Below are 25180 nucleotides of genomic sequence, written 5' to 3'. Positions count from 1 at the left end.
GAAAGGATAAAAGAAGTAAGAAGGTATATATTAAACAACTGGGAAGGGATAGAAATATATAAAGATGACGATGATGTAATAGGATGCAGCGCAGAAGGGCATGTAAGCCATGTATTATCGGCGAGATTAAGCAGCAGGCCATTAGGATGGAGCAAGGAAGGATTAAAGATAATGGCAAAGCTAAGGGTATTTAGCAAGAATGGAGGAAATTTAAGGGAAATAAGTGTGTTTAAGGAAGATGAAAAAGCCTTCAAGGTAAGTAAGAAGAAAATAAAAGAAGCGATAAGAAAGATAAATAAATCTTCACGTGAAGTTATGAATAATATAACGATATTGAACATAGGGAAAGTAACGCCAATTTACAGGATATTAAAATCAATAAAATATGAAAATATAATTTAAGTTTTTTAAATTTAACAAACGCCTTGAAACTAGCTAATTTAAGGGGTTGTCTATAAAAATTAACCTACAATATCTTGACACTATCTGGAGTATATCCTAATATTTTTTTTATATTACGAGAAACGTAAATAATATTCCAAAAATTATCTATGAAGAAAAAAACATTTTGCATTGCCTCCAAAAGTTCTTCAAGATATATGTTAAACATATCCCCCACCCCTATTTAACGTGTCAATATCTATAATTCTACTAAAATTTTCATTTTCCTTCTAAAATTTGTAAAAAATTTATGGAAAATTTATGCAAAAAGGTCGCTATCCGTCGATAGCGACTTATGGTCTTATAAACATCTGTGTCCAGTATAGCCTTCCTTTAGAGTCTTTTGCAACTCCAACACCAATTTGAGTAAAATTAGGATTTAATATATTTCTTCTATGGCCAGCAGAATTCATCCAGGCATTCATAACCTCCTTTGGAGTTTTCTGTCCCATCGCTATATTCTCACCTGCAGCTCTAAATCTTATTCCAAACTTTTTCATCATATCAAAGGGTGAACCATAGGTTGGGGAATAGTGGGAAAAATATTTTTTATTTATCATATCCTGCGACTTTATCCTTGCAACTTTACTAAGCTTAACATTTTCACTTAAGGGCTTTAAACCTACTTTGGCCCTTTCAACATTAACAAGCCTTATAACTTCCCTTTCAAAGGTCCTTGTATCCTGATAAGATTTTTCCTTTGCAAAAACCGCCGGGCTCAAAGAAAGAAAAATTAACAATATACTTAAGCTCTTAAATAGCCTTTTCAAAAAAATCACCTCCACGCTTATTTTGCGTAGAGGTTTTCTTTTTATGCGGATTTAGTAAAGCTAGTTCTTTTTATTTTACCCCAACTATGCTTCAATCGTCTAAACTTAAATATTCCTTCAAATCTATAAAGACTTGTTAGCTGCCTGTAACCGAAGTTTTCTAAAATTGCATATAAAGTAAGCTTTAAAACCTGGCTAAGATAAGGATATCTATTAAAGGTATATTCCTCAAGCAATATAGCACCAATAGATAAAAGTATTCCATAAAGAACAGCTGCTGCAAAGAATAAAATAAAATATCTTACATTTAAAATTCCAAAAATATATGAAAGAGGAATTAAAATATATCCAACAACTTCAATTATAGGGCCTAACATTTCAAAAAAGAAAAAGTAAGGATATGCATAAAGGCCTATCACACCATATTTTGGATTAAAGAACATTTCCTTATGTCTAAAAAGGGAATCCATAAGACCTATCTGCCATCTTCTCCTTTGGCTTTTAAGGTCCCTTAAATTCTCTGGAGCCTGAGTCCAGCAAACCGGATCCGGAATAAATTTAATTTTATACTTTCTTTTTGTTTTCTCATGAACTTATGGAGCCTTACGATAATCTCCATATCCTCTCCGATTGTTCCTGTTGTATATCCTCCAACTTCAATCGCCACATCCTTTCTAAAGGCACCAAAGGCACCGGAAACTATAAGGAGGGAATTTAGGGCATCCCAACCCATCCTGCCTGTTAAAAAGGCCCTTAAATATTCAATGATTTGAAACAGGGCAATCCTACTCTTTGGAAGATCAACTTTTTGTATAAGCCCCCTTCTAATTTTTGAACCATTAGCAATTCTAACTATTCCACCAACAGCAACAGTTTCCTTATCCTCTATAAAAGGCATTATAACCCTGACTAATGAGTCGGTTTCTAATATAGAATCTGCATCAATTGATGCAAATACAGGATATCTTGAAACATTTATTCCTGCATTTAGGGCATCTGCCTTTCCTCCATTTTCCTTATCTACTACCACAAGATTAGGAATATCTAAATTTCTATATACTCCCTTTATTTTTTGTGTTTTTAAAAGGGTTCTTACTGGCTGATCGATTAATTTAAGTTCAAAGGATTCTATTAGTTTTTCTAAAGTATTATCCTTAGAACCATCATTTATCACAACCACTTCAAACTCCGGATAGTTAAGATACAAAAGGCTTTTAACATTATCTACTATGGTTTCCTCTTCGTTATATGCAGGAACTAGTATAGAAATAGGAATCATATTGGAGGATTTTGTATAATTTTGATAATCAGAATAGCGAATTTTTCTTATATATCTGTATAAACTAAAGGCTGAGAGAATAAGTTGAAGAAAATATATAAAGTTAATAGATATAACATAATATATGATAAAAATATTAAATTTTAAAATTATCTCTCGAATCATTATCATCACCCTTTATATTTTTCTAGGATGTTTGCAAGCTTTTCTTTTTCATAATTTTTATCGTCCCCTGCGATGTGTTGGGCTGCATATAGTATTATGTCCTTTGCAAACCTATCTTCACCCTTCATAACCTCATCGATTGCGTCAATACCACCGGGAATTTTAATAAGAGATATTGCTGCGTTATATCTTACAAACCACACTTTATCGGATAAAGCCTTAACCAGTGGAATTACTGCCCTCTCATCCGAAAATCTTTCTAGAACCTTGGCAGCAACTGCCCTAACCTCCCAAGTCTCATCCTCAAGGCATTTTATAATTTCATCAATAAATCTAACATCCGCAGTATTTCCAATAAGCTTTATCGCTGCAATCTTTTTTTCCTTGTTGTCCTCTTTTAAAAACTTTACTGCAATTTCATTTAAAGAAATGTCCATAAAGTTGGAAGCAGATTTTATAAAAATTGATGCAAGGTAATTATCCTTTGAGTTGAACATCTTTTTATAAACATACTGCTTGTCTCCTTCAAAATCATCTATTATCTCAATCAAGCTCCTTTCGGATAATAGTATATTCCCACTAAGACTTTCAAAGGCTTTAATAAAAGCTTTTTCATCTCCTATTTTAGAAAGGGCCAAAAAAGCATTATATTTAACATCCGTAGATTCTATCTTTAAAGCTTCTAAAATTCCTTCTATTGCCCTTTTGCTTCTAAACTCCCCAAGCTTTTTCAAGGTTAGGGAAACTTTATATATATTTTTGGATTTTAAGTTTTGTAATTCTATATCTACGATTCCTATATCTTCTACGAGCTTTATAAGCTTTTTAATAATTTCTCCTTTATAAATGTTAAAATAATATATTATCCTTCCTTCGAAAAGATCCATCTTTATCTTATCATCTATTATTCTTTTTATTTCTTTAATTTGATTTTCAGTTACAATTCCCTCCTCGAGATTTAAAACCAAGTTATCAACAAAATCAAAAATATGATCTTCGTATTTCTTTCTTAGTCTGTATTTGATTAACTCTATTATTTTTTCAAAAAGTAGATAGAAATAAAGCATAAGAATAAAAATAGAGAAAACAATTATCGATAAAATAACAAATCTTTCCACACTATCACCACTAACCTATTAATTTTTTTATTCTAATATCAAGCTCAACGGGTGAAAAAGGCTTTGTCACATATTCATCAGCACCTGCATTTAAAGCCCTTTGGACATGAGATTCTGATTTGTGCCCCGATAAAACTATAATTTTTACGTTTTTATTTAGTTTCCTTATCTCCTTAGTAAATTCATCGCCATTCATTCCAGGCATATAAAAATCAGTAATTATAAGATCTATGTCCTTATTGTTATTAAATATTTCAAGAGCCTCTTCGCCATTTTGGGCAGTCAAACAATCGTAACCCTTATTTTTATATCTTTTATTCAATATAGATAAAATTATCCTATCATCATCAACGATTAATATTCTTTTCTTATTATATTCTACTATTTGTTTTGATGTTAATACCCTTGCACCGCCCTCTTGTTTTGCCTTTATAAGGGCCTTTTCTGCAAGGCTAAAGAGCTCATCGATGTCCTCCATATCCCTTCTAAACTCTGCAATACCTGCTGAGAAGGTTAAGTTTACTCCATATTTTTCCCCAAGTTTTCTTATCTCCCTCTGCATTTTATCGGCAAGCATTAGAACTTCCAAAAGGGATCTGTTAAAAAACATAAAGGCAAAGGAATCGCCATGAACCCTGTAGATTATATCGCTATTTGCTGTAAGTTTTTTGAATACCTGAGCACTCTCCTTTAGAATATCATTTCCTTTACTTTTTCCTAAGGATAAATTTATTTTAGCCATGTTGTCAAAATCAAGAAGCATGAATAAAAAGGTATCCCCTGCATTTTTAACCCTTAAAAATTCTTTTTTTGAAATTATATCGCCATGATACCTTGAGTAAACTCCGGTAAACACATCATAGATATTGTTTTTAATATAGGTGTTAGAAAGTCTATATATATTTTTAAGTTTAAGCAAAACCTCATCCACATCAAAATTTTTTTCAATATAATCAACTACACCTAAACTTAAGAAATATAATTTTTCTTCTTTAGAACCTTTACCAAAGGCAACAACAGGCATCTTTTTTAGGATTTCTTCGTCGTTTAATATATTTAAAGTAATAATCCCATGACTTTTTAAATCATTATCGATTAATATAACGTCTGGTCTTCTTGAATAAATATAATCAACAACTTCGAAATCATAGTTTTTAATAGAAACTTTAAAACCCTCTAATTTAAGGGATTTTATAAGCTCACTAAAGGAAGGTTCATCTTCTGTGATTATTAAAAATTCATCCTCCCTTAAAAAATATTTTTGAATAATATCTATGCATTCTTTAATGACTAAACTAGCTTTGTCTATATCAAAATCAACAAGTAAATTCAAAAGAGCTTTATGAACTTCAAATAAGGCATTATCCTCCGCCTCCTTTGAAAGAATTGTAATTCTATCTAAAAGCTCCTCCTTCTTGATTTTATCAAAATCTTCTGTTAATCTATTAAAATCTTTTAAAAATTCCTCCATCCTTTTCATCTTATCACCCTCAACACAACTCTTAGTATTATTATACTATTGAGATATAAAAAAAGTATAGGAAAAATCCTATACTTTTATAAAGTTTCTGGATCCTTTTTGAAGTAGACCCTTTTGTCCTCGGTAGCACTATTTTTTATTCTGTCTCTAACCCTTTCTATACAATGGTCTATATCATCAAACATCTTTTCATCTACAATATAATAGAAAAATAAATCCTCTAAATTTCTTGCCGTTTCTAAAATCTTCTTATTCAGCTCTAAAAACTTTTCAAACTTTCCACTTTTTATAACATTTTTAAACTGTTCAAGGTCTATTTCAATCATCTCAACCACATCCTTAAGATCTTCAAAAACACCTGCAATCATAGGATACGGCTTTACCCTTTGAAGAAAGTATTTTTCCTTAGCATTTATGTTATATGCATAGCTAATTTCATATCCTTCAATATTAAATTTCACAAAGCACTGCTTTCCAATAAAGCAGACAACATTTGCCCCCATTTGCCTTAGGAGCATCTCATGCATCGTTTCTTTAACATTAATCTCCTTCATACCCACACCCTCTTTTCTATCTTAATTGGAATAAAAGTAAATAGACAGTTGATATTATTATTGAAATAATCATAAGTGGAAAACCTATTTTAGTAAAATCCTTAAAGGTGATTTTATAGCCTTCCTTTTCCATAATTCCTGCAGTAACGACATTGGCAGAGGCACCAATTAATGTTCCATTTCCTCCAAGGCATGCCCCAAGGGAAAGTGCCCACCAAAGAGGAGTTATGTTTATTCCTCCAATAGCCCCAAGTCCCTTTATAAGAGGTATCATTGTTGCAACAAAGGGTATATTGTCAAGGAAGGCTGATAGGATTGCCGATGCCCAAAGGATTACAAGCCCCGTAAATATTAAGTTCCCTTTTGTAAATTCAATTACAAGTTTTGCAAGCATTTCTATTACTCCAACCTTTTCAAGGGTTCCAACTATGATAAATAGCGATATAAAGAAAAATATAGTTGGCCACTCAACTTCAACTAAAATTTCATCGATTTCAATCCCACTAATTAAAAGAAGAATTGTAGCACCTGATAGGGCAACCGTTGAAGATTCATAGCCTAAATGCTCATGGAGGAAAAATCCAAGTATTATAAGAAATAAAACAGTAAGGCTCTTTACAAGAAGTTTTCTATCTACAATTGCTGTTTTTTCATCTAATTCCATTATATATCTTTTTAGTTCATCTTCAACATGAAGTTCTTTTTTATAAATAGCTCTAATTATATATACGCTGACTATTAAAATAACTATTATTGGTGGTGTTAAATTAATAATAAAATCCATAAATCCAAGCCCTGCCTCTGAACCTATCATGATGTTTGGCGGGTCACCTATTAAGGTTGCTGTTCCACCTATATTAGAAGCCAAAACCTCCGACATAATGAAGGGTATGGGACTTAGCTTTAATAATTTTGATATAACTAATGTCACTGGAATCATAAGAAGGATGGTTGTAACATTATCCAAAAAAGCTGAAATAACTGCTGTCATGATACCAAAGAGGATTATTATCTTCATCGGATCTCCCTTAACCATTTTAGCAGCCTTTATGGCAAGATATTGAAAAAGTCCTGTCCTTTTTATTATCGCAACCACAATCATCATACCAACTAAAACCCCAACGGTGGTATAATCTATAAATTCGGTTGCATTACCTTGATCTATTATTCTAATAATAAGAAGAACCATAGCTCCAATCATAGCGGCAACTGTTCTGTTTATCTTTTCTGTAACGATGAGGACAAAAGTAATTAAAAATACTGCAATTGAAATCAATTGTATAGTGTTCATAATCTCCCTCCTTAGTGCCTGCCACTTGACTTTTTGACATTTTGACATTTCCAGTTTTTACTACATATCCTTCTTTAAACAAAAAAATTATACCCCTCTTAGGGGTATTTGTAAAGAAAATTATAGATATTCCCTTTGTAATATTTCACCATCTATGCTTATTGTAACAACTTTAACTGGTATATTAACGCCTGCCCTGTCCCTTGCTATCCTTGATGCCATAGCAATTCCGCTGCAGCAGGGAACTTCCATCTTTACAACTGTTATCGATTCTAAATCGTTATTTTTAATAATCTCGGTTAACTTTTCTGTATAGTAGTCGTTATCATCAAGCTTTGGGCACCCAACAACAACAGTTCTGTCCTTTATAAAGTCGTTGTGGAAGTTCCCATAGGCATAGGCTGTGCAATCTGCAGCGATTAAAAGGTCTGACCTATATAGATACGGTGCAGATGGTGACACAAGTGCAAGCTGCACAGGCCATTGTCTTAGCTTTGATGCTACCTTTACGTTTTCATCCTTTACCTCTCTATTTATCTGCCTCATCATGCTTCCAGGGCATCCCCCTATGTGGTGATGCGCATTATGATGAGCAGGTTTTTGGTTTTCCCTGTGATTCATTCTGCTTAGATGCTCTTCAACCGCCTTTTCATCGAATTCATCGGCTTCCCTTTCGATAATCGTTATGGCACCCTGTGGGCAGTGTCCAAGGCATGCTCCAAGTCCATCACAAAAGCTATCCTTAACAAGTTTTGCCTTTCCGTCAATGATTTGAAGTGCTCCCTCTGCACAGTTTGGTATGCAAAGTCCGCATCCATTGCACTTTTCTTCGTCTATGTGAACAATTTTTCTAATCATATTAAAACCTCCCTTCAAATTCTAAGTAGATTATACATAAGCTTTTTAAAAATTTATGTGATTTATGTCATATTTACATAAAAAAGTAGCACTATATAGTGCTACACAGATTGTAGACAAACCCTAATTGGTATTCAGACTTTGCAGGAGCCCCGTGAATGGATTTCAAAAAGGCATCTCTCATGAGCTTTAGCAATTCTTGCTTTTCGACTTTTCAAAAGTCCGTAATTCTGCACACGGACGTGCAGAGCCGAGTGGCCGACACGGATGTCGGCTCACGAGGGTAGGACTTTTGAAAACAAAGAAAAGCTTAGAATTGCTTAGCGAAATGAGCGAATGCCAAGGAAATCCTTCACGGGGCTTATCAAAAATAACTTTTTCAAAAGTCAGTAGCACTATATAGTGCTACAAAAGTTCAACTATAAGAACTACTATTGCAAGGACAATTCTATAATATGCAAAGGGCTTTAAATCCTTTTTCTTTATATAACCCATAAAAAGCTTTATAACAAGCAGTGCTACGATAAAGGATACTAAAGTTCCTACAAAAAGGGTTATCCATTCTATTGAGCTAAAGGCAAGGCTGGACTTTAAAAGCTTTAAAACTGATGCTCCAACAAGGGTTGGAATTGCAAGGAAGAAGGAAAACTCAGCCGAAACTTCACGGGAAAGACCAATAAGTAAACCTCCTATTATCGTTGAGGCTGACCTTGACATTCCCGGCCATAGGGCAAGGCACTGGAATAATCCAACCAATGCAGCATCTGTATAGCCCATTTTATCCGTATCATTTATTCTTACCCTTTTTAGCCTATTTTCAGCAATAATAAGAAGTATGGCACCAAATATTAGGGCAATAGCAACCGATGTGGGATTAAATAGATATTGATCAATCTTTTCCTCAAACAAAAATCCTAATACTGCAGCAGGTAAAAATCCTACTACAACCTTAAACCAAAGGGAATAAACCCTTTTAGCCTGTTTTTTATCGTCAAAGCTTGGGAAGATTTTATTCCAAAAATAAAATATAACTGCAAGTATTGCTCCAACCTGTATTACAACATCAAATACATTTGCAAACTCACCTGTAAAATTTATATATTTGTTGGCGATTATAAGGTGACCTGTTGAGGATATAGGCAAGAACTCTGTAAGACCTTCTATTATGCCAAGTATTATAGCCTTTAAAATCATGTTTATGCTCCTTTCTTCATTGCTGAAACGGCTCTAAACTTTATAGTATATGAATAGCCCTTTTTAGTTTTAATCTTGGCAATATAAGCTTTATTTGTAGCCAATTTTTCTATATTTTGCTTTATCATTGCAACTTTAACATATTTATCTGAAGTTCCTTCATAATATTCCTTTATATAATTATTGTTTAAAAGGAATATAAATGCATCATAGTATTTTTTGTTGTTAAGAAGGCTTTTATTTATTTCATAGTAATAGTTATCAATTTTAACCATAGAAAAGCCGCGTTTATCATTAGTTTTAGATTTTCCCATAAGTATTGCAGCAATATTTAACTGCATATCAGCATCCTTTACAAGAACGTCTGGAGTTATTCCTATTTTATTTATCTGTTTATCAAGGGGTGAGTAGAATTTTTGTATCGTAAGCTTTAACATTCCTCCATCGGAAAGGGGAACAAAACCTTGAACTGTTCCTTTTCCAAAGGTTTTGTTACCTACTACAAGCCCCCTTTTATAATCCCTAATTGCCCCTGTTAAAACTTCAGATGCTGATGCGCTGTTTTCATTAACAAGGATAATAACTCTTTTGCCGTTAAAAATCTCACTATCCTGTGATGCTAATTCTTCTGTGTAGTCTTTACCCTTTAATAAAACTATATTTCTCTTTCCAAGAAAATATCCACCTATTACCCTTGCGGTTTCCAAAAATCCACCTGGATTATTTCTTAAATCTATTACAAAACCATCTAAATCAGAATTTTTTTCTACGTAATTCCTAAAGAAAGAATCTGTATCTTCACCAAAGCTTGAAATAGTTATATATCCAAAGTTATGCATTCTTTTAAATTCAACCGTTGGAAGAACTATTTTTCTTCTTGTCACTGAAAACTCTAAAACGTCTGTTCCTCTTTTTACCTTTAAATTAACTATTGTTCCTTCCGGACCCCTTATTAGCTTAACTGCGTTTTCTACCTGAAGGCCCGCAAGGCTTGTCCCGTCAGCTGCTATAATAACATCCCCACTTTTAAGTCCTACCTCCTTTGCAGGTGAACCTTCAAATACTGTCATTATCTTAATACCTTCATCAACCCTTTCAATTTGAACCCCGATGCCTGAAAAGGTATTGTTTACACTATTTATAAACTCATCAAACTCTTCTTTAGTAAAATACTGAGTATAAGGGTCATTGAGAGCCTTTATTACATCATAAACATTATCTGCCTCTAATGCGCTTTGTGGAATATCATCGACATAGTAATATTTTAATATTTCCTTAACCTCATCAACCGTCGCTGCAAAGGCAGTTACATTAAAAGTAATAAAAATAATAAGACTTAATAGTCCAGTCCACAACCTCTTTTTCATATCATCAACTCCTTCAAGTGCCAGGCACTTAAGATTTAAGTTTTTTAAAATTATAAATCTTTTTTGGCCTATAAGTCAAATCTTAATTTTAAGTGCCAGGCACCTTATTTTTAAGTTGTGATACATCTGAAGCAGATATCCCTAAATAATCAGCTATTTCTTTTATAGTATATTTATTTTCTAAAGCAGCTTTAATAAACATTTTCTTAAATTCAATTGCGTCTTTACGTTTCGAAGTGCCTTTTATTTTATCCCAAGAATCTTTTAATTTTAGCTCAGCTAAAATATCATCCAAAGTTTTCCTTTGATTGCATTGTTTATTTTTCAAAATATCTTTTTCTAATATTTTAATCTTTGTTCCATTTATAAAATTCTTGAAATTATCCACAAAAATTGTAAAGTCATTTTCACTACTTGAATCATCACCTTTTTCTTGTGTTATATCAACTAAAAACCTTATGGCTTGCTTTTTATCATCTGATATCATATTTAGTAATGTATCTTTTGATATAAAACTTTCTATGTTATATTTGTATATTTTAAAGCTACTCCAAGGATAATCCTCAGCTTTTTCTACGATTCCTGCCCTTATAGGATTCCTGCTTATATACCTAAAAAGCCAATAAAGATATGTTTCATCTTCAACAATTTTAGCATTATATCTATTTTCAAATACATGACCTCGTCTTCCATGCTTGTCGTTATAATATTTGCTATATACATTATTAATGTTATACATTACTTTGCTTAGAGGGGTTTCGTTACATTTTATCATCAAATGATAGTGATTGCTCATAATACAATATGCTAATACTTCATAATCAAACTTTATCAAATAATCCCTTAACTGAATAATAAAAAACTTTTTATCAGCGTCGTAAGCAAAAATATTTTCTTTATTATTTCCCCTATTATAAACATGATAAATAGCACCTTTGTATTCTATTCTCCTTGGTCTTGCCATATCAACACCTCCATCTCTGATTATTCCCAAAATAAAAAAACTTAAACTTAAGTGCCAGGCACTTAAGTTTAAGTTTTTTTTATATTCTTTCCCTCGGTGTATAGTGGGTATGTAAAAGTTTGTGGGCCTTTTCTCCGCCTATTTCACCCATATATTCCTTATACATCGCAATAACCGCTGGATTTTCATGGGATTTTCTTATTGGTTTATTTCTATCTTCTTCATATATTGCATTAAGCCTTGCCCTTACTATATCAAGATTTCCATGATGATATGGCTGTCCTCCTCCATCTATACATCCCCCGGGGCAGGCCATTATTTCAATGGCGTGGTAAAATCTTTTTCCGTCCCTAATATCCTCAAGAAGCCTTCTTGCATTGCCAAGTCCGTGGGCAACTCCTATTTTAAGTTCCATATCCTTTATCTTTACCGTTGCCTCCTTAAGCCCGTCCTCAAGTCCTCTTACTCCATGGAATTCAACCTTTTCTAGTGTTTCACCTGTTATCCACTCATAGGCCGTTCTTAATGCTGCCTCTATAACTCCTCCCGTTACGCCAAATATTACTGATGCTCCTGTAGATTCACCAAGTGGATCATCAAAATCCTCATTAGGAAGCTTCGTAAAATCTATTCCAGCCTCCCTTATCATCTTTGCAAACTCCCTTGTTGTAATTACATAATCAACATTTTTAATGCCGTTTTCCTCAAATTCCTTTCTTTGAATTTCATACTTTTTAGCAATACATGGCATTACTGAAACTACGACTATCTTTTCAGGTGGGATATTAAATTTTTCTGCAAAATACGTCTTTGCTATTGCCCCAAACATCATGTGGGGTGATTTACAGGTTGAAGGAATATCCAAAAGCTCAGGGAATTGATGCTCTATAAACTTAACCCAGCTGGGGCAGCAACTTGTTAATATAGGAAGCCTTCCCTTGCCCTTTAATCTTTCTATAAACTCCTTCGCCTCCTCAACAATAGTTACATCAGCAGCAAAATCAGTATCGAAAACCTTCCTAAATCCAAGCCTTCTTAATGCTGCAACCATCTTTCCTGTAACAATTGTCCCAGGCTCAAGTCCAAATTCCTCCCCAAGGGCAACTCTAATAGCCGGTGCCGTCTGAGCTATTACAAACTTGTCAGGATCGTGTAGTGCCTCCCAAACCTTTGCAACATAGCTAACCTCAGTTAAAGCAGCTGTAGGACATACCGATACGCACTGACCACAGAAGGTGCATTGGGTATCAATCATAGGAAGATTAAAGGCTGGTGCTACAACAGTTTCAAATCCCCTATCAACGGCAGAATAAATCCCACAGGTTTGAACTTCATTGCACATGGTCTCGCAGCGTCTACACATTATGCACTTATCCGGATTTCTATAGAGGGCACCGCTGGAGCCATCCTTTGTATATGTGGACTTTTCACCTTCAAATCTAATTTTTCTAATTCCAAGATCTGCAGCGAGCTTTTGTAAATCGCAATTCCCGTTTTTCTCGCAAACAAGGCAATCGGTGGGGTGATCGGATAATAAAAGCTCCACCATTGTCCTTCTTGCCCTTATCGCCCTTTTTGTGTTTGTCTTTATAACCATCCCCTCAAAGCATTCCGTCGCACATGCTGGAGCAAGATTTCTTCTTCCTTCTATCTCAACAAGGCAAACTCTACATGATGCAGTTCTATTTACCATCTTTATGTCGTGTAAATCAAGATGGCAAAGGGTTGGAATGTTTATGTTAACCATCTTAGCAGCCTGCAGGATTGTCGTCCCTTCTGGAACTTGAAGCTTTATATCGTTTATCGTAACATTTACCATATTAAACCTCCTTTCAAGTGCCTGCCACTTGACTTTTTGACATTTGGACATTTCTATATTTTACCATACTATTTCCTTGTTATTGCACCAAATCTACATGTCCTGTAGCATTCTCCACACTTTATGCAGCCTTCCCTATCAATAACATGCACTTTCCTTGGCTCACCGTGTATTACATTGACAGGACAAACCTTGGCACAGGCAGTGCATCCTACGCATTTTTCTGGGATTATATAGTATTTAAGTAGCTCAGTGCATACCCCTGCCGGGCAGGACTTATCCTTAACATGGGCAAGATATTCATCATAGAAAAATTTCATCGTCGATAAAACAGGATTTGGAGATGTTTGACCAAGGCCACAGAGGGAGGAATCCTTAACGGTTTCTGCAAGTTCTTTTAGCATCTCTAGATCCTCCATCTCTCCTTTCCCTTCGGTTATCTTGTTTAATATCTCAAGCATCCTCTTGTTTCCTACTCTGCAGGCTGTGCACCTTCCACAGGACTCATCGCAGCTAAACTCAAGATAAAACTTTGCGATATTAACCATGCAGTCATCCTCATCCATTACAATCATTCCACCAGAGCCCATCATTGAACCTAGGGCGTTTAATGTATCGTAATCTATTGGTGTATCAAGATGCTCTGCTGGGATGCATCCTCCTGATGGTCCACCAGTTTGAACGGCCTTAAATTTTTTACCTCCCTTTATTCCACCGCCAAGGTCGTATATGATCTCCCTTAATGTTATTCCCATGGGAACTTCAACAAGTCCAACGTTGTTTACCTTTCCAGCAAGGGCAAAAACCTTTGTTCCTTTGCTCTTTTCTGTTCCAATTGAGCTAAACCATTCGGCTCCGTTTAAAATGATAGGCGGAACGTTTGCAAAGGTTTCTACGTTGTTTATATTAGTCGGCTTTTTCCAAAGTCCAACCTGGGCAGGATACGGCGGCTTTACTGTAGGCTCGCCACGCCCACCTTCAATTGAATTTATAAGGGCAGTCTCTTCACCACAAATAAATGCACCTGCACCTATTTTTATCTCAACATCAAAGGAAAAGTTAGTACCTAAAATATTTTTCCCTAAAAGTCCCATCTCTCTAGCCTGGCTTATTGCAATCCTTAGTCTATGTATAGCAAGTGGGTATTCAGCTCTAACGTATATATATCCAAACTGGGCACCTATTGCATATCCTGCTATTGCCATACCCTCCAAAACTGAATGGGGATCACCCTCAAGTATACTTCTGTCCATAAATGCTCCCGGGTCCCCCTCATCGGCATTGCAGATTATATATTTTACATCACTCTTTGACTTTCTTGTTGCCTCCCACTTAAGGCCTGTTGGGAAACCTCCCCCACCTCTTCCCCTTAAGCCGCTTCTTTTAACAGCATCAATAACCTCCTCGGGTGTCATCTCCGTCAAAACCCTTGCAAGAGCCATGTATCCATCTGAAGCTATGTATTCGTTTATATTTTCAGGGTCTATCTTCCCACAGTTTCTAAGGGCAATTCTAATCTGCTTTTTATAAAAGGGGATGCTGCTCTGTTCTGGGAGTCTTTCTTCTGTTTCAGGTTCTTTATATATTTTTTCTTCAACTATTCTTCCCTTTATAACATGTTCTCTAACTATTTTTCTTGCCGATTCTTCATCTACCTCTACATAGAAAATATTGTCAGGCATAACTTTAACAATAGGTCCCTTTTCGCAAAATCCAAAACATCCCGTCATCAAAACCCTAACCTCCTCCTGGAGGTTAGCTTCCTGTATACCTTCCCTTAAAACCTCTAATACCCTACTACTGTTAGACGCCTGGCATCCTGTTCCACCGCACACCAAAAGCTCCATCCTAAGTGGCATATTATCCCTCCTATCCTTTTAATACCCATTCGCTAATAACTTCTCCATTTTTTACGTGCCTTCTTACTATCTCCCTACCCCTTTCTGCATCCACCTTGCCGTAAAGAACTGGAGATTTTCCTGGAAATCTTACCTCTACGGTGGGCTCAGCATAGCAAAACCCCATACAGCCCGTTTGAACAACAACAGCGTTGTTTATATTTTCCTTATGAACCTCATCAACTATTGCGTTTATAGTATCCCTTGCCCCAGCTGCAATTCCACAGGTTGCCATGCCAACCAAAATCCTTATTTTATTCTCCTCCGCCTCCCTGTTTTGCAAAACATCCTTATACTTATCCCTTATCTGCTTTAGCTCTTCTATCGATTTTATCATCTAAAACCCTCCTTATTCTCTATACTCATCAAGTATCCCCTTAACTTCTTCTACCTTAACCCTTCCATAAACCTTACCATCCACCATAACAACCGGTGCAAGGCCGCAGGCACCAACGCATCTTAAGGTGTCAACTGTAAAAAGGCCATCCTTTGACATATTCCCATCTTTTATGTCCAGCTCCTTTTTAATCTCCTCCAAAATTTTATCTGCCCCCTTAACAAAGCAGGCCGTTCCCATACAAACGTTTATAACATGCTTTCCCCTAGGCTCCATAGTAAAGTAAGAATAAAAGGTTGCAACTCCATATACCTTTGCCGCAAAAATGCCAAGCTTTCTTGCGATAAAAAGCTGAACATCCTTAGGAAGATACCCGAAAATCTCCTGGGCCTTATAAAGAACTCCAATCAGTGCCCCTTCCTTTTGTTCTATAGAGTCTATATATTCCTCAAGCTGTCTTAACTTAACTTCATCAACATCATACTTTGCCATATAATCCCTCCTTAAATAATTACCTAAAAAATATTTTTAACTAAAGACATTAAATTCATACAAAATTGTTAATAATTATAAGTGGCAGCCACTTGACATTTTGACATTTTGACTTTTTCAATTTTTTCCATAAAAGGAGGTATCATTATGCCTAGGCCGCCAAGAATAATATATAGCGGTGCAATCTATCACATATACCAGCGCGGTAACAACAAAGAAGACATTTTCAAAGAAGAGGAATACAAAAAATTTTTCTTAAAACAGCTAAAAAATCTAAATATAAGATTCGATTTTAACATTTTAGCCTATGCAATCATGAGTAATCACTACCATTTTCTAATCAAAACAGGTGATACACCCATAAGTGATATTATTTTCAATTTAAACAATATCTATGCGAAATACTATAACGAAAAGCTCAATCGCAGCGGACATGTTTTTGAATCTAGGTTTAACAGCAAAGTCGTTTTAGATGACGCATATCTGATATGCCTTTTAAGATATATCCACAGGAATCCCGTTAGGGCGAACATAGTTAAAAGTGTTGATGAATATAGATGGACTAGTCATTACTTTTACAAAAACAATATTAATAATTTCGTTTATCCTTCTTTTATTTTGAACATTTTGTCTAATAATCTTAAAGATTCCCTTAAAATTTATAATAATCTCATGATGGAAGAAGGAGATGATTGCAATTTTAAAAAGGATTTAGAGATAATTTGTAAAAAATTCAGCTTTAATCTTGAATCAAGCTTATCATTTTTAGACCTACAAGATTTAGCTGAACCTGGCAAAAGACCGAGTTTAGATGAGATATGGTTGGAGGTTAATACAAATAAAGATGAATTACATTTAATTAGACGAGGTTTTAAAAGAAGAAATTTTACCAATTACAAAGTAGAATTTATAAAAAAAGCATTAAAACAAAATTATACTATAACTGAAATAGCAAAGTTTTTAAATGTATCACCATCTGCAGTATCAAAAATAATAATAAGAAAAGATATAAACCCCACCTTCTAAATTTTTGGGTTCTTTAAGCTAACCTAAACTTTAAAGTAGCGGTTCAAAATCTATGCTCCTAAAATGTTAAATTCTCCACCTTCAAAAAATGTTCTATCCCCGCTTTAGAACAGTGTTTAAATTAGCTTGATTTTGATACCATTTTGTCAACACTTTAATAAGTCAAACGACATGCACTGCCAACTTACAAAAGTTAGCTATGCATGTCGTTAATTAGGTTAAAAAATATTTATACACATTTACAAAATTAATCAAATTCCGCTATCAAACAGATTTTATTAATTACAATATTTGTTGGTAAAATTATGTAATGTCAAAAAGTCAAAATGTCAAGAGGCAGGCACTCATTATTAAATTTGCAGCAATTCCCGCTACAAGACCCCCTATTGTGTGGGAAAGTATTGCTTTGTTTGTAAGGTCCCTTGCCTCAAGGGCATCCATCATTGCAACATGGGTTGAAAGATAACCACTCCAGCACATTCCCATTGCGGTAAATACGGCAATTTCCCTTGCTCCAATTAGTCCCTGTTGTAAAAGCTTTGGAACAAGACCAATTGCAGCTCCAACAGCTCCAAGGGCAGTTATAGGAAAGGCTATGGATTCTGGACTTTTAAATCCCAAAAGGGGCTTTAAAATAAAGCTTAACTTTTCTCCAATCCAGGTTAAAACAGGCACTCCCTCATAGGCTGCACCTGTATATACTTCATTTTTAGGTCCGTTTATTAGCATCATAACCAATGTGCATATAACAATAACCCCAGGGATTATAGAAAGGCCCATATCGACTCCAGATTTGCCTCCATCTAATATAGCCTCAAGGGTCCTTTGGAATGTGCTTCCGTTTCTTATTTCTCTAAATTTTGTGATATCAAATTCGGCATCTCCATCAAGGGCCATTTCCTCTTTTCCATACTTTTTCTTTGAAAAGTGCATCATAATTCTAACGCTTACTATACTTCCAATTATAGCACCGATGTTTCCAACAATTGCTGCTAAGACAAAACTTTGTCCCTCCGGTGCTTGGGCAATCATAAATGTAGTAACTATAAGCCCCATTCCAAAGGCTGTTCCAAGGTTTGTAAGGGCTGGAACTTGGTATTTTTTAAAGTATCTTCTAAAACCCTTATCCTTTGCAAGGGTAATAATTGCAGGATTATCCGATAAATATGTAGTAAGAACTCCAATGCTTGCAGCCCCAGGCATATCGTAAAGGGGTTTCATAAGGGGCGATAAAATTTTGTTTATAAGGGCTACAACACCAAATTCCGTTAAAAGTGCCCCAAAGGCGCCTGCCAAAACTGCAATGGCCATTATGAAAAATACGGTGTTTAAAAGTAGATCATGAGCCGTCTTCATCATAGTACTAAACATATTGGCAAGGCCCATTGTTTTTGCTAAAAAACCAAAAAATAATAGAATGATTCCAAGAAAAATAAAAGATTCTTTGTTAACAGCCTTTACAATTTTCTTATCCACAATATCCCTCCCATCCTTCCTTATATTTCCCATTTTAGCAAATTACAAAGATCTAAACAATAAGACAGAAAAAGTTAAAATATTAACTTTTTTGCAAAGATTTATTTTTGTATCATTAATATGAAAACACAAAAAATTGTCCCCCATATTAAAGTGAGGGACAAAATAAAAATCTTAACAAAATTTTACTTATATGCAGGATTAAGACTTGGATATAGGTTATAAGCCTCAGTCTGAATTATGTTATTATCAGCATCTTTTCTACCTGCTCCTATTTCTAATTTATTTTCAGCAGCATTGTATTTATAGCAGAATACATAGGATGAATTCATTTTAGGTTTTAGCTTATCAAAACCTTCTAAATACTTAGATAAATCAATAGTGTTATCAGTAAATACACCTGTTTGCGATATTTTAACCCAAATTCCTCCTGTATCCTTTATCTCTCCTCCTTCAAGTACAACTTCCTGTATCGTCGCTGCTATTGTATTTGCAGTCACCACATCCGCCATAGCCTTTGACTTTTTCATAGCCTTTGAAATCTGTGGGGTTGTAATGCCTACTAAAAGGGCGATGATAGAAATTACAATAATCATTTCAAGTAGTGTAAAACCTTTTTTCTTCATAGAATACCTCCTTTTAAGCATAAGGTTTAAATATATAAAAAATGCATATTTTTAAATGAAATCACTTTAACTTTACTCCTCACTCCCTTCAATCTATTTTCAGCTTGATTTTTTCCAATTTTTACTTGTTTTAAACATGGGCTTCAAAAATTTTTGTAAATTTAATCAAAAAAAATAGCACAGTGCATCCTAAAATGCACTGTGCTAAACATACGTTACATACTACTGATTGCTTATCTCAAATTCATATTCAAAATCTTCTTTATAACCGTTCTTAAAGTTAATTACTGTCACTTTTATTCTATATTTTTCAACTGTTCTGTTGTTTCTATAATTTATTCTTTCACCTTGCTTTATACTTGACCAAGTATTGTCGTCTATAAACCTATACTTTACATAGAAACCATACTGAGCATCTGGATCATTTATTGTTGTATCATTTTCATCGTCAAGCCATTCAAAACCTGTTATGCTTCTACCTTCTACCCCAAAGGAATACAAATCTGTATATCCTACAAAGGAGTATGTTGCATCTCCATAAGGATAAACCAATCCTTCAATAACATCTAAACCTATTTTTCTCAAATATCCATCATATAGATAAACCTTATAAACCTTTGAAGTATCTATGGTAAACCTAATTTCCTTTGATGCTGTAAATGTAGAAGGTTTCATAGCATAATTTTCATATCTTATACTTACCTCATATTCACCTTCAACGTTTGCTACTTCTTCTCCTTCCCAAACTCCATTGTTTAAAACAAAATTATATGGCTTGGAATTTCCATATTGTCCACTTATACTATCCTTTAATCTTATAGTTCCAACAGCAGAAACAGTTGAATCGGTAAATGGAACCATTACCTTAACCTTATATCCTGTTGTTACTCCATTTATAGTCTTTCCTAGAATACCTGCAAGATATGGTTGTGGTGGTGCTATATTTTCTCCAAATAGTCTAAACTTAATCGTTTGTTTTGCAATTTCAGTTCCACCTTGATTTAAGGTTACCACTAATTTATATTCACCTGTATTGTTTGAGTTCTTTTGGATTGTTGATTCAATAGCCGAATTATCAACACTTCCAGCTGAAACCTGAGTTGCACCCTTTGTTAAAACATAGCTTGCATTTATACCGCTTGGAACATCTTTTATATCAACAGTAATATCGGCATTGCCTATATATCTTGCAGTTAATGTGCCGGTTATATCATCGATTATGAAAGTCGTATAATCCTTACTATCAAGTATAATTTCTCCTCCTGCCTTTATAACCACCTGTGGCATTGGAACAAGGGCAACATATGCAATTTGTCCTGGCATTTTATTGGACATAGCCTTGTATCTTGCAAGGATATAGGTTTTTCCAGTAAGCATGCTTGCTTGGCTTAACATCTCATCGCTTGACATCCAATCTATTCCGTTTAATGAACATTCTATGAAACTGCTAAATCCTACAAATCTTCCAGATGTAAAATCGTATGATACATTTGGTTTTGCTTGGGCTATCATAATATATGGCTTTGATGGATCAAGGTAGCCCTTATTTGCGTCATAATAGGCAAGTTTTAACAATTTATCCGTCGCATAGCCTTCAAATACACTTCTTTCTATTTCAAAGGAGAATAAACCGCTTCCTTCTGGTGTTGCTGTTATTGGTGATGCAGTATAATCCTTAACAATGGAATTGTCTGCATTGTATAGTCTATAACCTATTTTATCATTTATTCCCTTATATGTTACCTTATAAACCTTCTTATTGTTATATTCCGTATATTCAACCTTAACTACAACCGGTGCCTCAGAGCTGTATGCAACATCCGTAAATTTACTTAACGCCCTTCCTGCTCTTTTAACTGCAACTTTAATTACTCCGCCTTCTTGATTTAGGTCTATCTTTGATATAACTGCCTGTCCTGTTTTGTCAGCCTTTGCCTTTCCAAGAGGCTTTGTCATATCATTTTCATCGTATACATAAACTTCATCTCCTAAAGCAAGTCCCTTTATAACTATACTATCTGCTTTACTTCCTTCATTGTTAGTTACAACAACATTATTCATATTAATTGGTGCAGAATACATAACAGCTTTACCACTTACTTTAGTTCCGTATCCTACAACCTTTCCACTGAAGGTATATACTCCATCCTTTACACTATATTTTGACATATCCCAATTAACTAAAAGTTCCCTTATATCTCCATCGCTCATAATAGCAGTAACCTTATCGGGCAGCTCTATATTCTTAAGGTCAGTAATTTCAACGGGATCTAAATCATCAATTTTTACAATCTTATCGGCATACTTAATCTTTGCTATTGCCTCTGGCTTTGTTCCTTCAGGAGAGCCTAACTTATATCTATAAAGTTTTCCAGATTTTAAATAAAATATATAATCCCCTGCTATGTTTATCGCCGTTGCTAAGTCATCTATTATCTTTGTTCCACTTGAAACACCGAGCTTATATATCTTTCTTCCATCTACATAGCTTGAATAGAATATGTCATTATTGGTTACTGCATTTATTACGCTCAATTTATCTTCAACACTTTTTGTAATAGTTCCACCTTTAGATTTTACCTGAACTTCAGTTGTAAAGTAAACCGGCGAAATTCTGTTATATGATATAGTTTTATAAAGTTTTCCATCAAGCCCTGTTGCATAAACTATTCCATCATTTGTTAAGCTTAAATATCTTACCCCTGGACTTGTTTGGGAGGAAACCGTTAAAAACTTTGTTCTATTGTTTCCGTTTAAATCGATGGAATAAAGTCTTCTTGCATCTGAGGTATTGCTATAATAAATCTTATTTCTATCCCCATCAACTACTATATATGCAGCTGAATCATAGGTAAGCCTTTGTCCAGAATAACTTGCATTTGTATTGAATTTGCTAAGTTTATATATCCTGTTTTTATCCTTGCTATTTGAATAATATATATAATCCCCCACCACATTTACATAGGAAGACAAAACATCATTTATCTTCTTTCTTCCCGTTCCATCAACATTTACCTTATAGATCTTACCACCATCGGATATATTACTATAATAAATCCAATCGTCTACAACATTTATATACCTTGCATTATCTTCAACTATTGGATACTCCTCAACTCCATATATATTCTTTTTATAAATCTTTCCTCCATCTGCTAAATTAACATAATATAAAAATTCTCCATCAGTTGCTGCAAGCCCAAGATTACTTATATTCCCTGCAACCCTTGTTGGAATATTACCTAAGGAATAAGTTTTTAAATTAATTAAAACAGGAAGTCCTGTAACGGAAGAAGAAACATCCTTTATCTCCCCTTGTCCAACAAGATCTCCGCTTGCAGAATATAAATTTATATAAAAATCATCCCTGTTTGTTATTAATGTAAAGGACTCATTAGTAGCTCTTTTAACTGAAGGATCTATTGTTGAACTATCTGATACAACAAAATAATAGCTGTTTGGAACACCAACTATCTCTTTGATTACAACGCTGACAAGATTGTATCCCGAACCTGCTGCACTAAAGGATGTGTTTATTGTTATATATCCATATTTTGTGCTTCCAGGTTTATACTCTCTAAATATCCCACTTCCATCTGCAATATAGACCTTACCTTGATCATCTGGACTATCTGAATAAAGGGTTAGTTTTCTTCCACATATAAGCATTATTTGTTCTTCAGTTGCAGCCCTTCCATCTTTATCTGTTATATTGCCTTGTGCATCTATAGAAAATATCTTGTTTTCATTTCCCTGAAGGCTTTGAAATTGATTTACCTCTTGAGGAAATTTACTCACATAGGAACTTGTATATATTCTGTCGGCTATTATTATGCTATTTTTAGGCAAATTAACTGCTTTTGCAGCAAAGGCCATCTTAGGCAGCATCCCTATTATCATAATCACTGTTAAAATAAAAGCTACAAATCGCCTCATGACAACACCCCCTATGTTAGTTATCGGATAATTTTAAAAAAAATTTACACTTTATTTATAATAAAATTTAAGCTAAAATTAAACTGAGGTGGTTTTATGAAAAAGGTTCTTTTCTTTTTTCTGTTTTTTTCGTTATCAACAAATGTCCTTGCATTTAACAAAGTAATGACAAATATCTCACCTTACAAAACCTTTAATATTAAATTTAACCAAAAGCTTGATCCTAAAAACGATCTTTTAAATTCAATCAAAATAGTAGACTCTAAAGGCAGCAAAATCAACGTTGATGTTAAAATAGGCAGCAATCAAAAGTCTTTACTTATTAATCCTCCAGATGGCGGCTACACTTATGGAGAAACATATTATCTAACCGTTGAAAACTTAAAATCATCTTTAGGTAAAACTTTGAAAAATCCCTATAGCTTAAAATTTACAATATCTGATTTAATTATAACAGGGACATACGATGTAACAGTTGGAGGATTTACCGCATATAAAAAAATAACTATAAATGGATTAAAAAACTATAATGGAAATGTAAAATATAAATACGATGTTGATGCAAAGTTCTATAAAATAGGCGAAACTGCAAGCCTTATAATTCCAAAGGAAACTGTTATCGTATATTTTTATGATGAAAAGAACAACCTTTTAGGAAAAGCAACATTAAACGTTGGAAAAAGTGCAACATCCAAAAGTTTTGTCATAACAAAATAGGCATCCTGCGATGCCTATTTTCATTCTATATCAATAACTTCAAAGTCATCTAGGTATTCATCAATACTATCAACATTCAAAATTGAGCAGAGGGCTCTTATTTGTGCATCATGAATTGATTTATAAAACTTATCCGTCGTCCCATAGAACTTTGGCATCAAGTATCTTAATATTTCAACTCCTTCATAAAACATTTCCTTTGCAGAATCATCATATCCTGAAATATCATACAGTCCAAACAAAACAAACATAAAGCTGCTAAAGGTATATTTTGTTCTTACACTAAACATATCGAACATCGGAAAACCATTTAAGCTATCCTTTAACTCTCCCCTTAACGGTGCTAGGGCAAGCTTTGCAGCATTCAAATATTTTTCATCTAAAGTTTCATTATACATTCTAACTAGAAGAGATATACCTAACCCTTGAGTTAATGAGGATGACCAGCCTCTTTTCATTGATATATTTGATTCCTTGTAGTCAAAATCGTTTATCCAAAGACCACTATCATTTATGTTATAAACCAAAAAGTCTGCTGCATCCTTTGCCCTTTTTAGATATTCACCATTTTGGCTTCTTTTATAATAGCTATAGTTTTGAAGCCCCCACTCTGCTATTAAAAGAGGATTATATTTATATCCACTATAATTTACCATAGGGATATTATTCTCATCAAACTTTATCCCACTTACTCTACTTATATTCTTTATATCTGCAAAAAAAAGATATTCGCCATTGGTTTTATATAAATAATTTTTTACAATATTCTTTCCATCATCAAATATATAACTAAAATAACTCGTAAAATTGCTGGCATTATTCTTATCGTTTTCTGCAAGCTTTATTTCCTCCGTTCTAAATCTTAAAACAAAAGCTTTACTTGAATTTCCTGCAAAGTCTTTAAATGAACCATTTGGAAGACTCAAAACATAGTTTGTCCCATAGGATAACAAAGTATTAGGCCTTATCGTTGCCTTATTGCCGCTTAACTTTATACTAAACCCTACCCTTTTCCCATTGCCAATTAGTGATATGCTCTTTAAATTATTTAGTTTTACACCTTCATTAAAATTCAATGTAATGCTACTTCCAACTTTAACATTTTGAAGGCCATTCTTAGGATTAGAACTTACAACATAGGGCGCTACTGTATCCTTTTTTGCGTATAAAACCTTCTTATTTTTAGAAATTTTAGAACCGTTCCCTAATAAATCATATATGGAAATAGTTTTAACATTTTCAGGATAAGCATATTTTAATATATATTCCCTTCCTGCATATGCAATTGTATTAAAAGCCAGGATCATTAACAAAATCAAAGCTAAAGCCCTTTTCACAAAAACGCCCCCTAAATAGTGGTATATATATTATA

General features: G+C 34.1%; 22 protein-coding genes and 1 pseudogene. 3 read left to right on the top strand and 20 right to left on the bottom strand.

Annotated elements, in window-relative coordinates; genetic code table 11:
- Positions 1-402: UPF0236 family transposase-like protein (locus tag CAAU_RS14410; protein ID WP_192811224.1), on the top strand; the 402-nt coding region annotated here is incomplete at its 5' end.
- Between the two features lie 64 nt (positions 403-466).
- Here the strand turns inward: CAAU_RS14410 and CAAU_RS14700 are convergent.
- From CAAU_RS14700 to nuoE, 16 genes and pseudogenes are all read right to left on the bottom strand, one after another.
- Positions 467-610 (bottom strand): PAS domain-containing protein, encoded by a 144-nt coding sequence (locus tag CAAU_RS14700; protein WP_008909777.1) that lies wholly within the window; start codon positions 608-610, stop codon positions 467-469.
- Positions 611-734: 124 nt separating this feature from the next.
- Positions 735-1103 (bottom strand): annotated as a pseudogene (locus CAAU_RS12360) (CAP domain-containing protein); the annotation flags it as partial.
- A 149-nt stretch (positions 1104-1252) separates the two neighbouring features.
- Positions 1253-1765 carry a glycosyltransferase family 2 protein gene (locus CAAU_RS15290; protein ID WP_242822591.1) on the bottom strand — a complete coding sequence of 171 codons (513 nt, stop codon included), beginning with the start codon at positions 1763-1765 and terminating at the stop codon, positions 1253-1255.
- Positions 1723-2655: a glycosyltransferase family 2 protein gene (locus CAAU_RS15285; RefSeq protein ID WP_242822590.1), complete on the bottom strand. Its 933-nt coding sequence runs from the start codon at positions 2653-2655 to the stop codon at positions 1723-1725. The genes CAAU_RS15290 and CAAU_RS15285 overlap by 43 nt, the downstream gene beginning before the upstream one ends.
- A gap of 5 nt (positions 2656-2660) precedes the next feature.
- On the bottom strand, positions 2661-3773 hold the full coding sequence (locus CAAU_RS12350) for a HEAT repeat domain-containing protein (RefSeq protein WP_008909773.1): 1113 nt from the start codon (positions 3771-3773) through the stop codon (positions 2661-2663).
- Between the two features lie 10 nt (positions 3774-3783).
- Positions 3784-5253, bottom strand: a complete 1470-nt coding sequence (locus CAAU_RS12345; protein WP_008909772.1) for a response regulator — start codon at positions 5251-5253, stop codon at positions 3784-3786.
- 77 nt (positions 5254-5330) lie between these two features.
- The gene (locus tag CAAU_RS12340) at positions 5331-5807 is read right to left on the bottom strand and encodes a hypothetical protein (RefSeq protein ID WP_008909771.1); all 477 of its coding nucleotides are present in this window, start codon (positions 5805-5807) and stop codon (positions 5331-5333) included.
- 16 nt (positions 5808-5823) lie between these two features.
- Entirely contained in the window at positions 5824-7098 is a 1275-nt protein-coding gene (locus tag CAAU_RS12335) for an ArsB/NhaD family transporter (RefSeq protein ID WP_008909770.1), read from the bottom strand.
- Between the two features lie 120 nt (positions 7099-7218).
- The gene (locus tag CAAU_RS12330; RefSeq protein ID WP_008909769.1) at positions 7219-7956 is read right to left on the bottom strand and encodes an ATP-binding protein; all 738 of its coding nucleotides are present in this window, start codon (positions 7954-7956) and stop codon (positions 7219-7221) included.
- A gap of 405 nt (positions 7957-8361) precedes the next feature.
- Entirely contained in the window at positions 8362-9156 is a 795-nt protein-coding gene (locus tag CAAU_RS12325; RefSeq protein WP_040306679.1) for an undecaprenyl-diphosphate phosphatase, read from the bottom strand.
- A complete protein-coding gene (locus tag CAAU_RS12320; protein ID WP_008909767.1) occupies positions 9153-10517 on the bottom strand; it encodes a S41 family peptidase in 1365 nt (454 codons plus the stop codon). The genes CAAU_RS12325 and CAAU_RS12320 overlap by 4 nt, the downstream gene beginning before the upstream one ends.
- Positions 10518-10605: 88 nt before the next feature.
- A complete protein-coding gene (locus CAAU_RS14040; RefSeq protein WP_008909766.1) occupies positions 10606-11481 on the bottom strand; it encodes a transposase in 876 nt (291 codons plus the stop codon).
- Positions 11482-11560: 79 nt separating this feature from the next.
- Positions 11561-13300, bottom strand: a complete 1740-nt coding sequence (locus CAAU_RS12310) for an NADH-dependent [FeFe] hydrogenase, group A6 (RefSeq protein WP_008909765.1) — start codon at positions 13298-13300, stop codon at positions 11561-11563.
- Positions 13301-13368: 68 nt separating this feature from the next.
- The gene (gene nuoF / locus CAAU_RS12305; protein WP_008909764.1) at positions 13369-15159 is read right to left on the bottom strand and encodes an NADH-quinone oxidoreductase subunit NuoF; all 1791 of its coding nucleotides are present in this window, start codon (positions 15157-15159) and stop codon (positions 13369-13371) included.
- A 10-nt stretch (positions 15160-15169) separates the two neighbouring features.
- Positions 15170-15535 (bottom strand): (2Fe-2S) ferredoxin domain-containing protein, encoded by a 366-nt coding sequence (locus tag CAAU_RS12300; RefSeq protein WP_008909763.1) that lies wholly within the window; start codon positions 15533-15535, stop codon positions 15170-15172.
- 12 nt (positions 15536-15547) lie between these two features.
- Positions 15548-16027, bottom strand: a complete 480-nt coding sequence (gene nuoE / locus CAAU_RS12295) for an NADH-quinone oxidoreductase subunit NuoE (RefSeq protein ID WP_008909762.1) — start codon at positions 16025-16027, stop codon at positions 15548-15550.
- A gap of 147 nt (positions 16028-16174) precedes the next feature.
- Here nuoE and CAAU_RS14035 point away from each other — a divergent pair, with 147 nt between their 5' ends.
- Positions 16175-17053, top strand: coding sequence for a transposase (locus tag CAAU_RS14035; RefSeq protein WP_008909761.1), 879 nt, complete (start codon positions 16175-16177; stop codon positions 17051-17053).
- A gap of 321 nt (positions 17054-17374) precedes the next feature.
- Here the strand turns inward: CAAU_RS14035 and CAAU_RS12285 are convergent, their stop codons facing one another.
- From CAAU_RS12285 to CAAU_RS12275, 3 genes are all read right to left on the bottom strand, one after another.
- Positions 17375-18562 (bottom strand): CD0519/CD1768 family membrane protein, encoded by a 1188-nt coding sequence (locus CAAU_RS12285; RefSeq protein ID WP_008909760.1) that lies wholly within the window; start codon positions 18560-18562, stop codon positions 17375-17377.
- Between the two features lie 152 nt (positions 18563-18714).
- Entirely contained in the window at positions 18715-19155 is a 441-nt protein-coding gene (locus tag CAAU_RS12280) for a type II secretion system protein (RefSeq protein ID WP_008909759.1), read from the bottom strand.
- 222 nt (positions 19156-19377) lie between these two features.
- Entirely contained in the window at positions 19378-23091 is a 3714-nt protein-coding gene (locus CAAU_RS12275; protein WP_008909758.1) for a DUF5050 domain-containing protein, read from the bottom strand.
- Positions 23092-23187: 96 nt separating this feature from the next.
- On the opposite strand from CAAU_RS12275, the gene CAAU_RS12270 reads away from it, so the two are divergent.
- On the top strand, positions 23188-23808 hold the full coding sequence (locus CAAU_RS12270) for an Ig-like domain-containing protein (RefSeq protein WP_008909757.1): 621 nt from the start codon (positions 23188-23190) through the stop codon (positions 23806-23808).
- A 20-nt stretch (positions 23809-23828) separates the two neighbouring features.
- On the opposite strand, the gene CAAU_RS12265 is transcribed toward CAAU_RS12270, so the two are convergent.
- Positions 23829-25145 (bottom strand): D-glucuronyl C5-epimerase family protein, encoded by a 1317-nt coding sequence (locus CAAU_RS12265; RefSeq protein ID WP_008909756.1) that lies wholly within the window; start codon positions 25143-25145, stop codon positions 23829-23831.
- Positions 25146-25180: the final 35 nt, after the last annotated feature.

The sequence above is a fragment of the Caloramator australicus RC3 genome, assembly GCF_000297115.1.
Classification (GTDB): domain Bacteria; phylum Bacillota; class Clostridia; order Clostridiales; family Caloramatoraceae; genus Caloramator; species Caloramator australicus.
Note: the sequence above shows the minus strand (reverse complement) of the source record. Positions and strands in the feature narration are given on the sequence as shown.

Excerpts from the sequence above, each read along its gene's own strand:
- CAAU_RS12300 (WP_008909763.1), bottom strand. The coding sequence starts at position 15,535 with ATGATAAAATCGATAGAAGAGCTAAAGCAGATAAGGGATAAGTATAAG.
- CAAU_RS12320 (WP_008909767.1), bottom strand. The coding sequence starts at position 10,517 with ATGAAAAAGAGGTTGTGGACTGGACTATTAAGTCTTATTATTTTTATT.
- CAAU_RS12310 (WP_008909765.1), bottom strand. The coding sequence starts at position 13,300 with ATGGTAAATGTTACGATAAACGATATAAAGCTTCAAGTTCCAGAAGGG.
- CAAU_RS12270 (WP_008909757.1), top strand. The coding sequence starts at position 23,188 with ATGAAAAAGGTTCTTTTCTTTTTTCTGTTTTTTTCGTTATCAACAAAT.
- CAAU_RS12330 (WP_008909769.1), bottom strand. The coding sequence starts at position 7,956 with ATGATTAGAAAAATTGTTCACATAGACGAAGAAAAGTGCAATGGATGC.
- CAAU_RS14040 (WP_008909766.1), bottom strand. The coding sequence starts at position 11,481 with ATGGCAAGACCAAGGAGAATAGAATACAAAGGTGCTATTTATCATGTT.
- CAAU_RS12280 (WP_008909759.1), bottom strand. The coding sequence starts at position 19,155 with ATGAAGAAAAAAGGTTTTACACTACTTGAAATGATTATTGTAATTTCT.
- CAAU_RS12340 (WP_008909771.1), bottom strand. The coding sequence starts at position 5,807 with ATGAAGGAGATTAATGTTAAAGAAACGATGCATGAGATGCTCCTAAGG.
- CAAU_RS14035 (WP_008909761.1), top strand. The coding sequence starts at position 16,175 with ATGCCTAGGCCGCCAAGAATAATATATAGCGGTGCAATCTATCACATA.
- CAAU_RS15285 (WP_242822590.1), bottom strand. The coding sequence starts at position 2,655 with ATGATTCGAGAGATAATTTTAAAATTTAATATTTTTATCATATATTAT.
- CAAU_RS12345 (WP_008909772.1), bottom strand. The coding sequence starts at position 5,253 with ATGAAAAGGATGGAGGAATTTTTAAAAGATTTTAATAGATTAACAGAA.
- CAAU_RS12275 (WP_008909758.1), bottom strand. The coding sequence starts at position 23,091 with ATGAGGCGATTTGTAGCTTTTATTTTAACAGTGATTATGATAATAGGG.
- CAAU_RS14700 (WP_008909777.1), bottom strand. The coding sequence starts at position 610 with ATGTTTAACATATATCTTGAAGAACTTTTGGAGGCAATGCAAAATGTT.
- nuoE (WP_008909762.1), bottom strand. The coding sequence starts at position 16,027 with ATGGCAAAGTATGATGTTGATGAAGTTAAGTTAAGACAGCTTGAGGAA.
- CAAU_RS12285 (WP_008909760.1), bottom strand. The coding sequence starts at position 18,562 with ATGGGAAATATAAGGAAGGATGGGAGGGATATTGTGGATAAGAAAATT.
- CAAU_RS12335 (WP_008909770.1), bottom strand. The coding sequence starts at position 7,098 with ATGAACACTATACAATTGATTTCAATTGCAGTATTTTTAATTACTTTT.
- nuoF (WP_008909764.1), bottom strand. The coding sequence starts at position 15,159 with ATGCCACTTAGGATGGAGCTTTTGGTGTGCGGTGGAACAGGATGCCAG.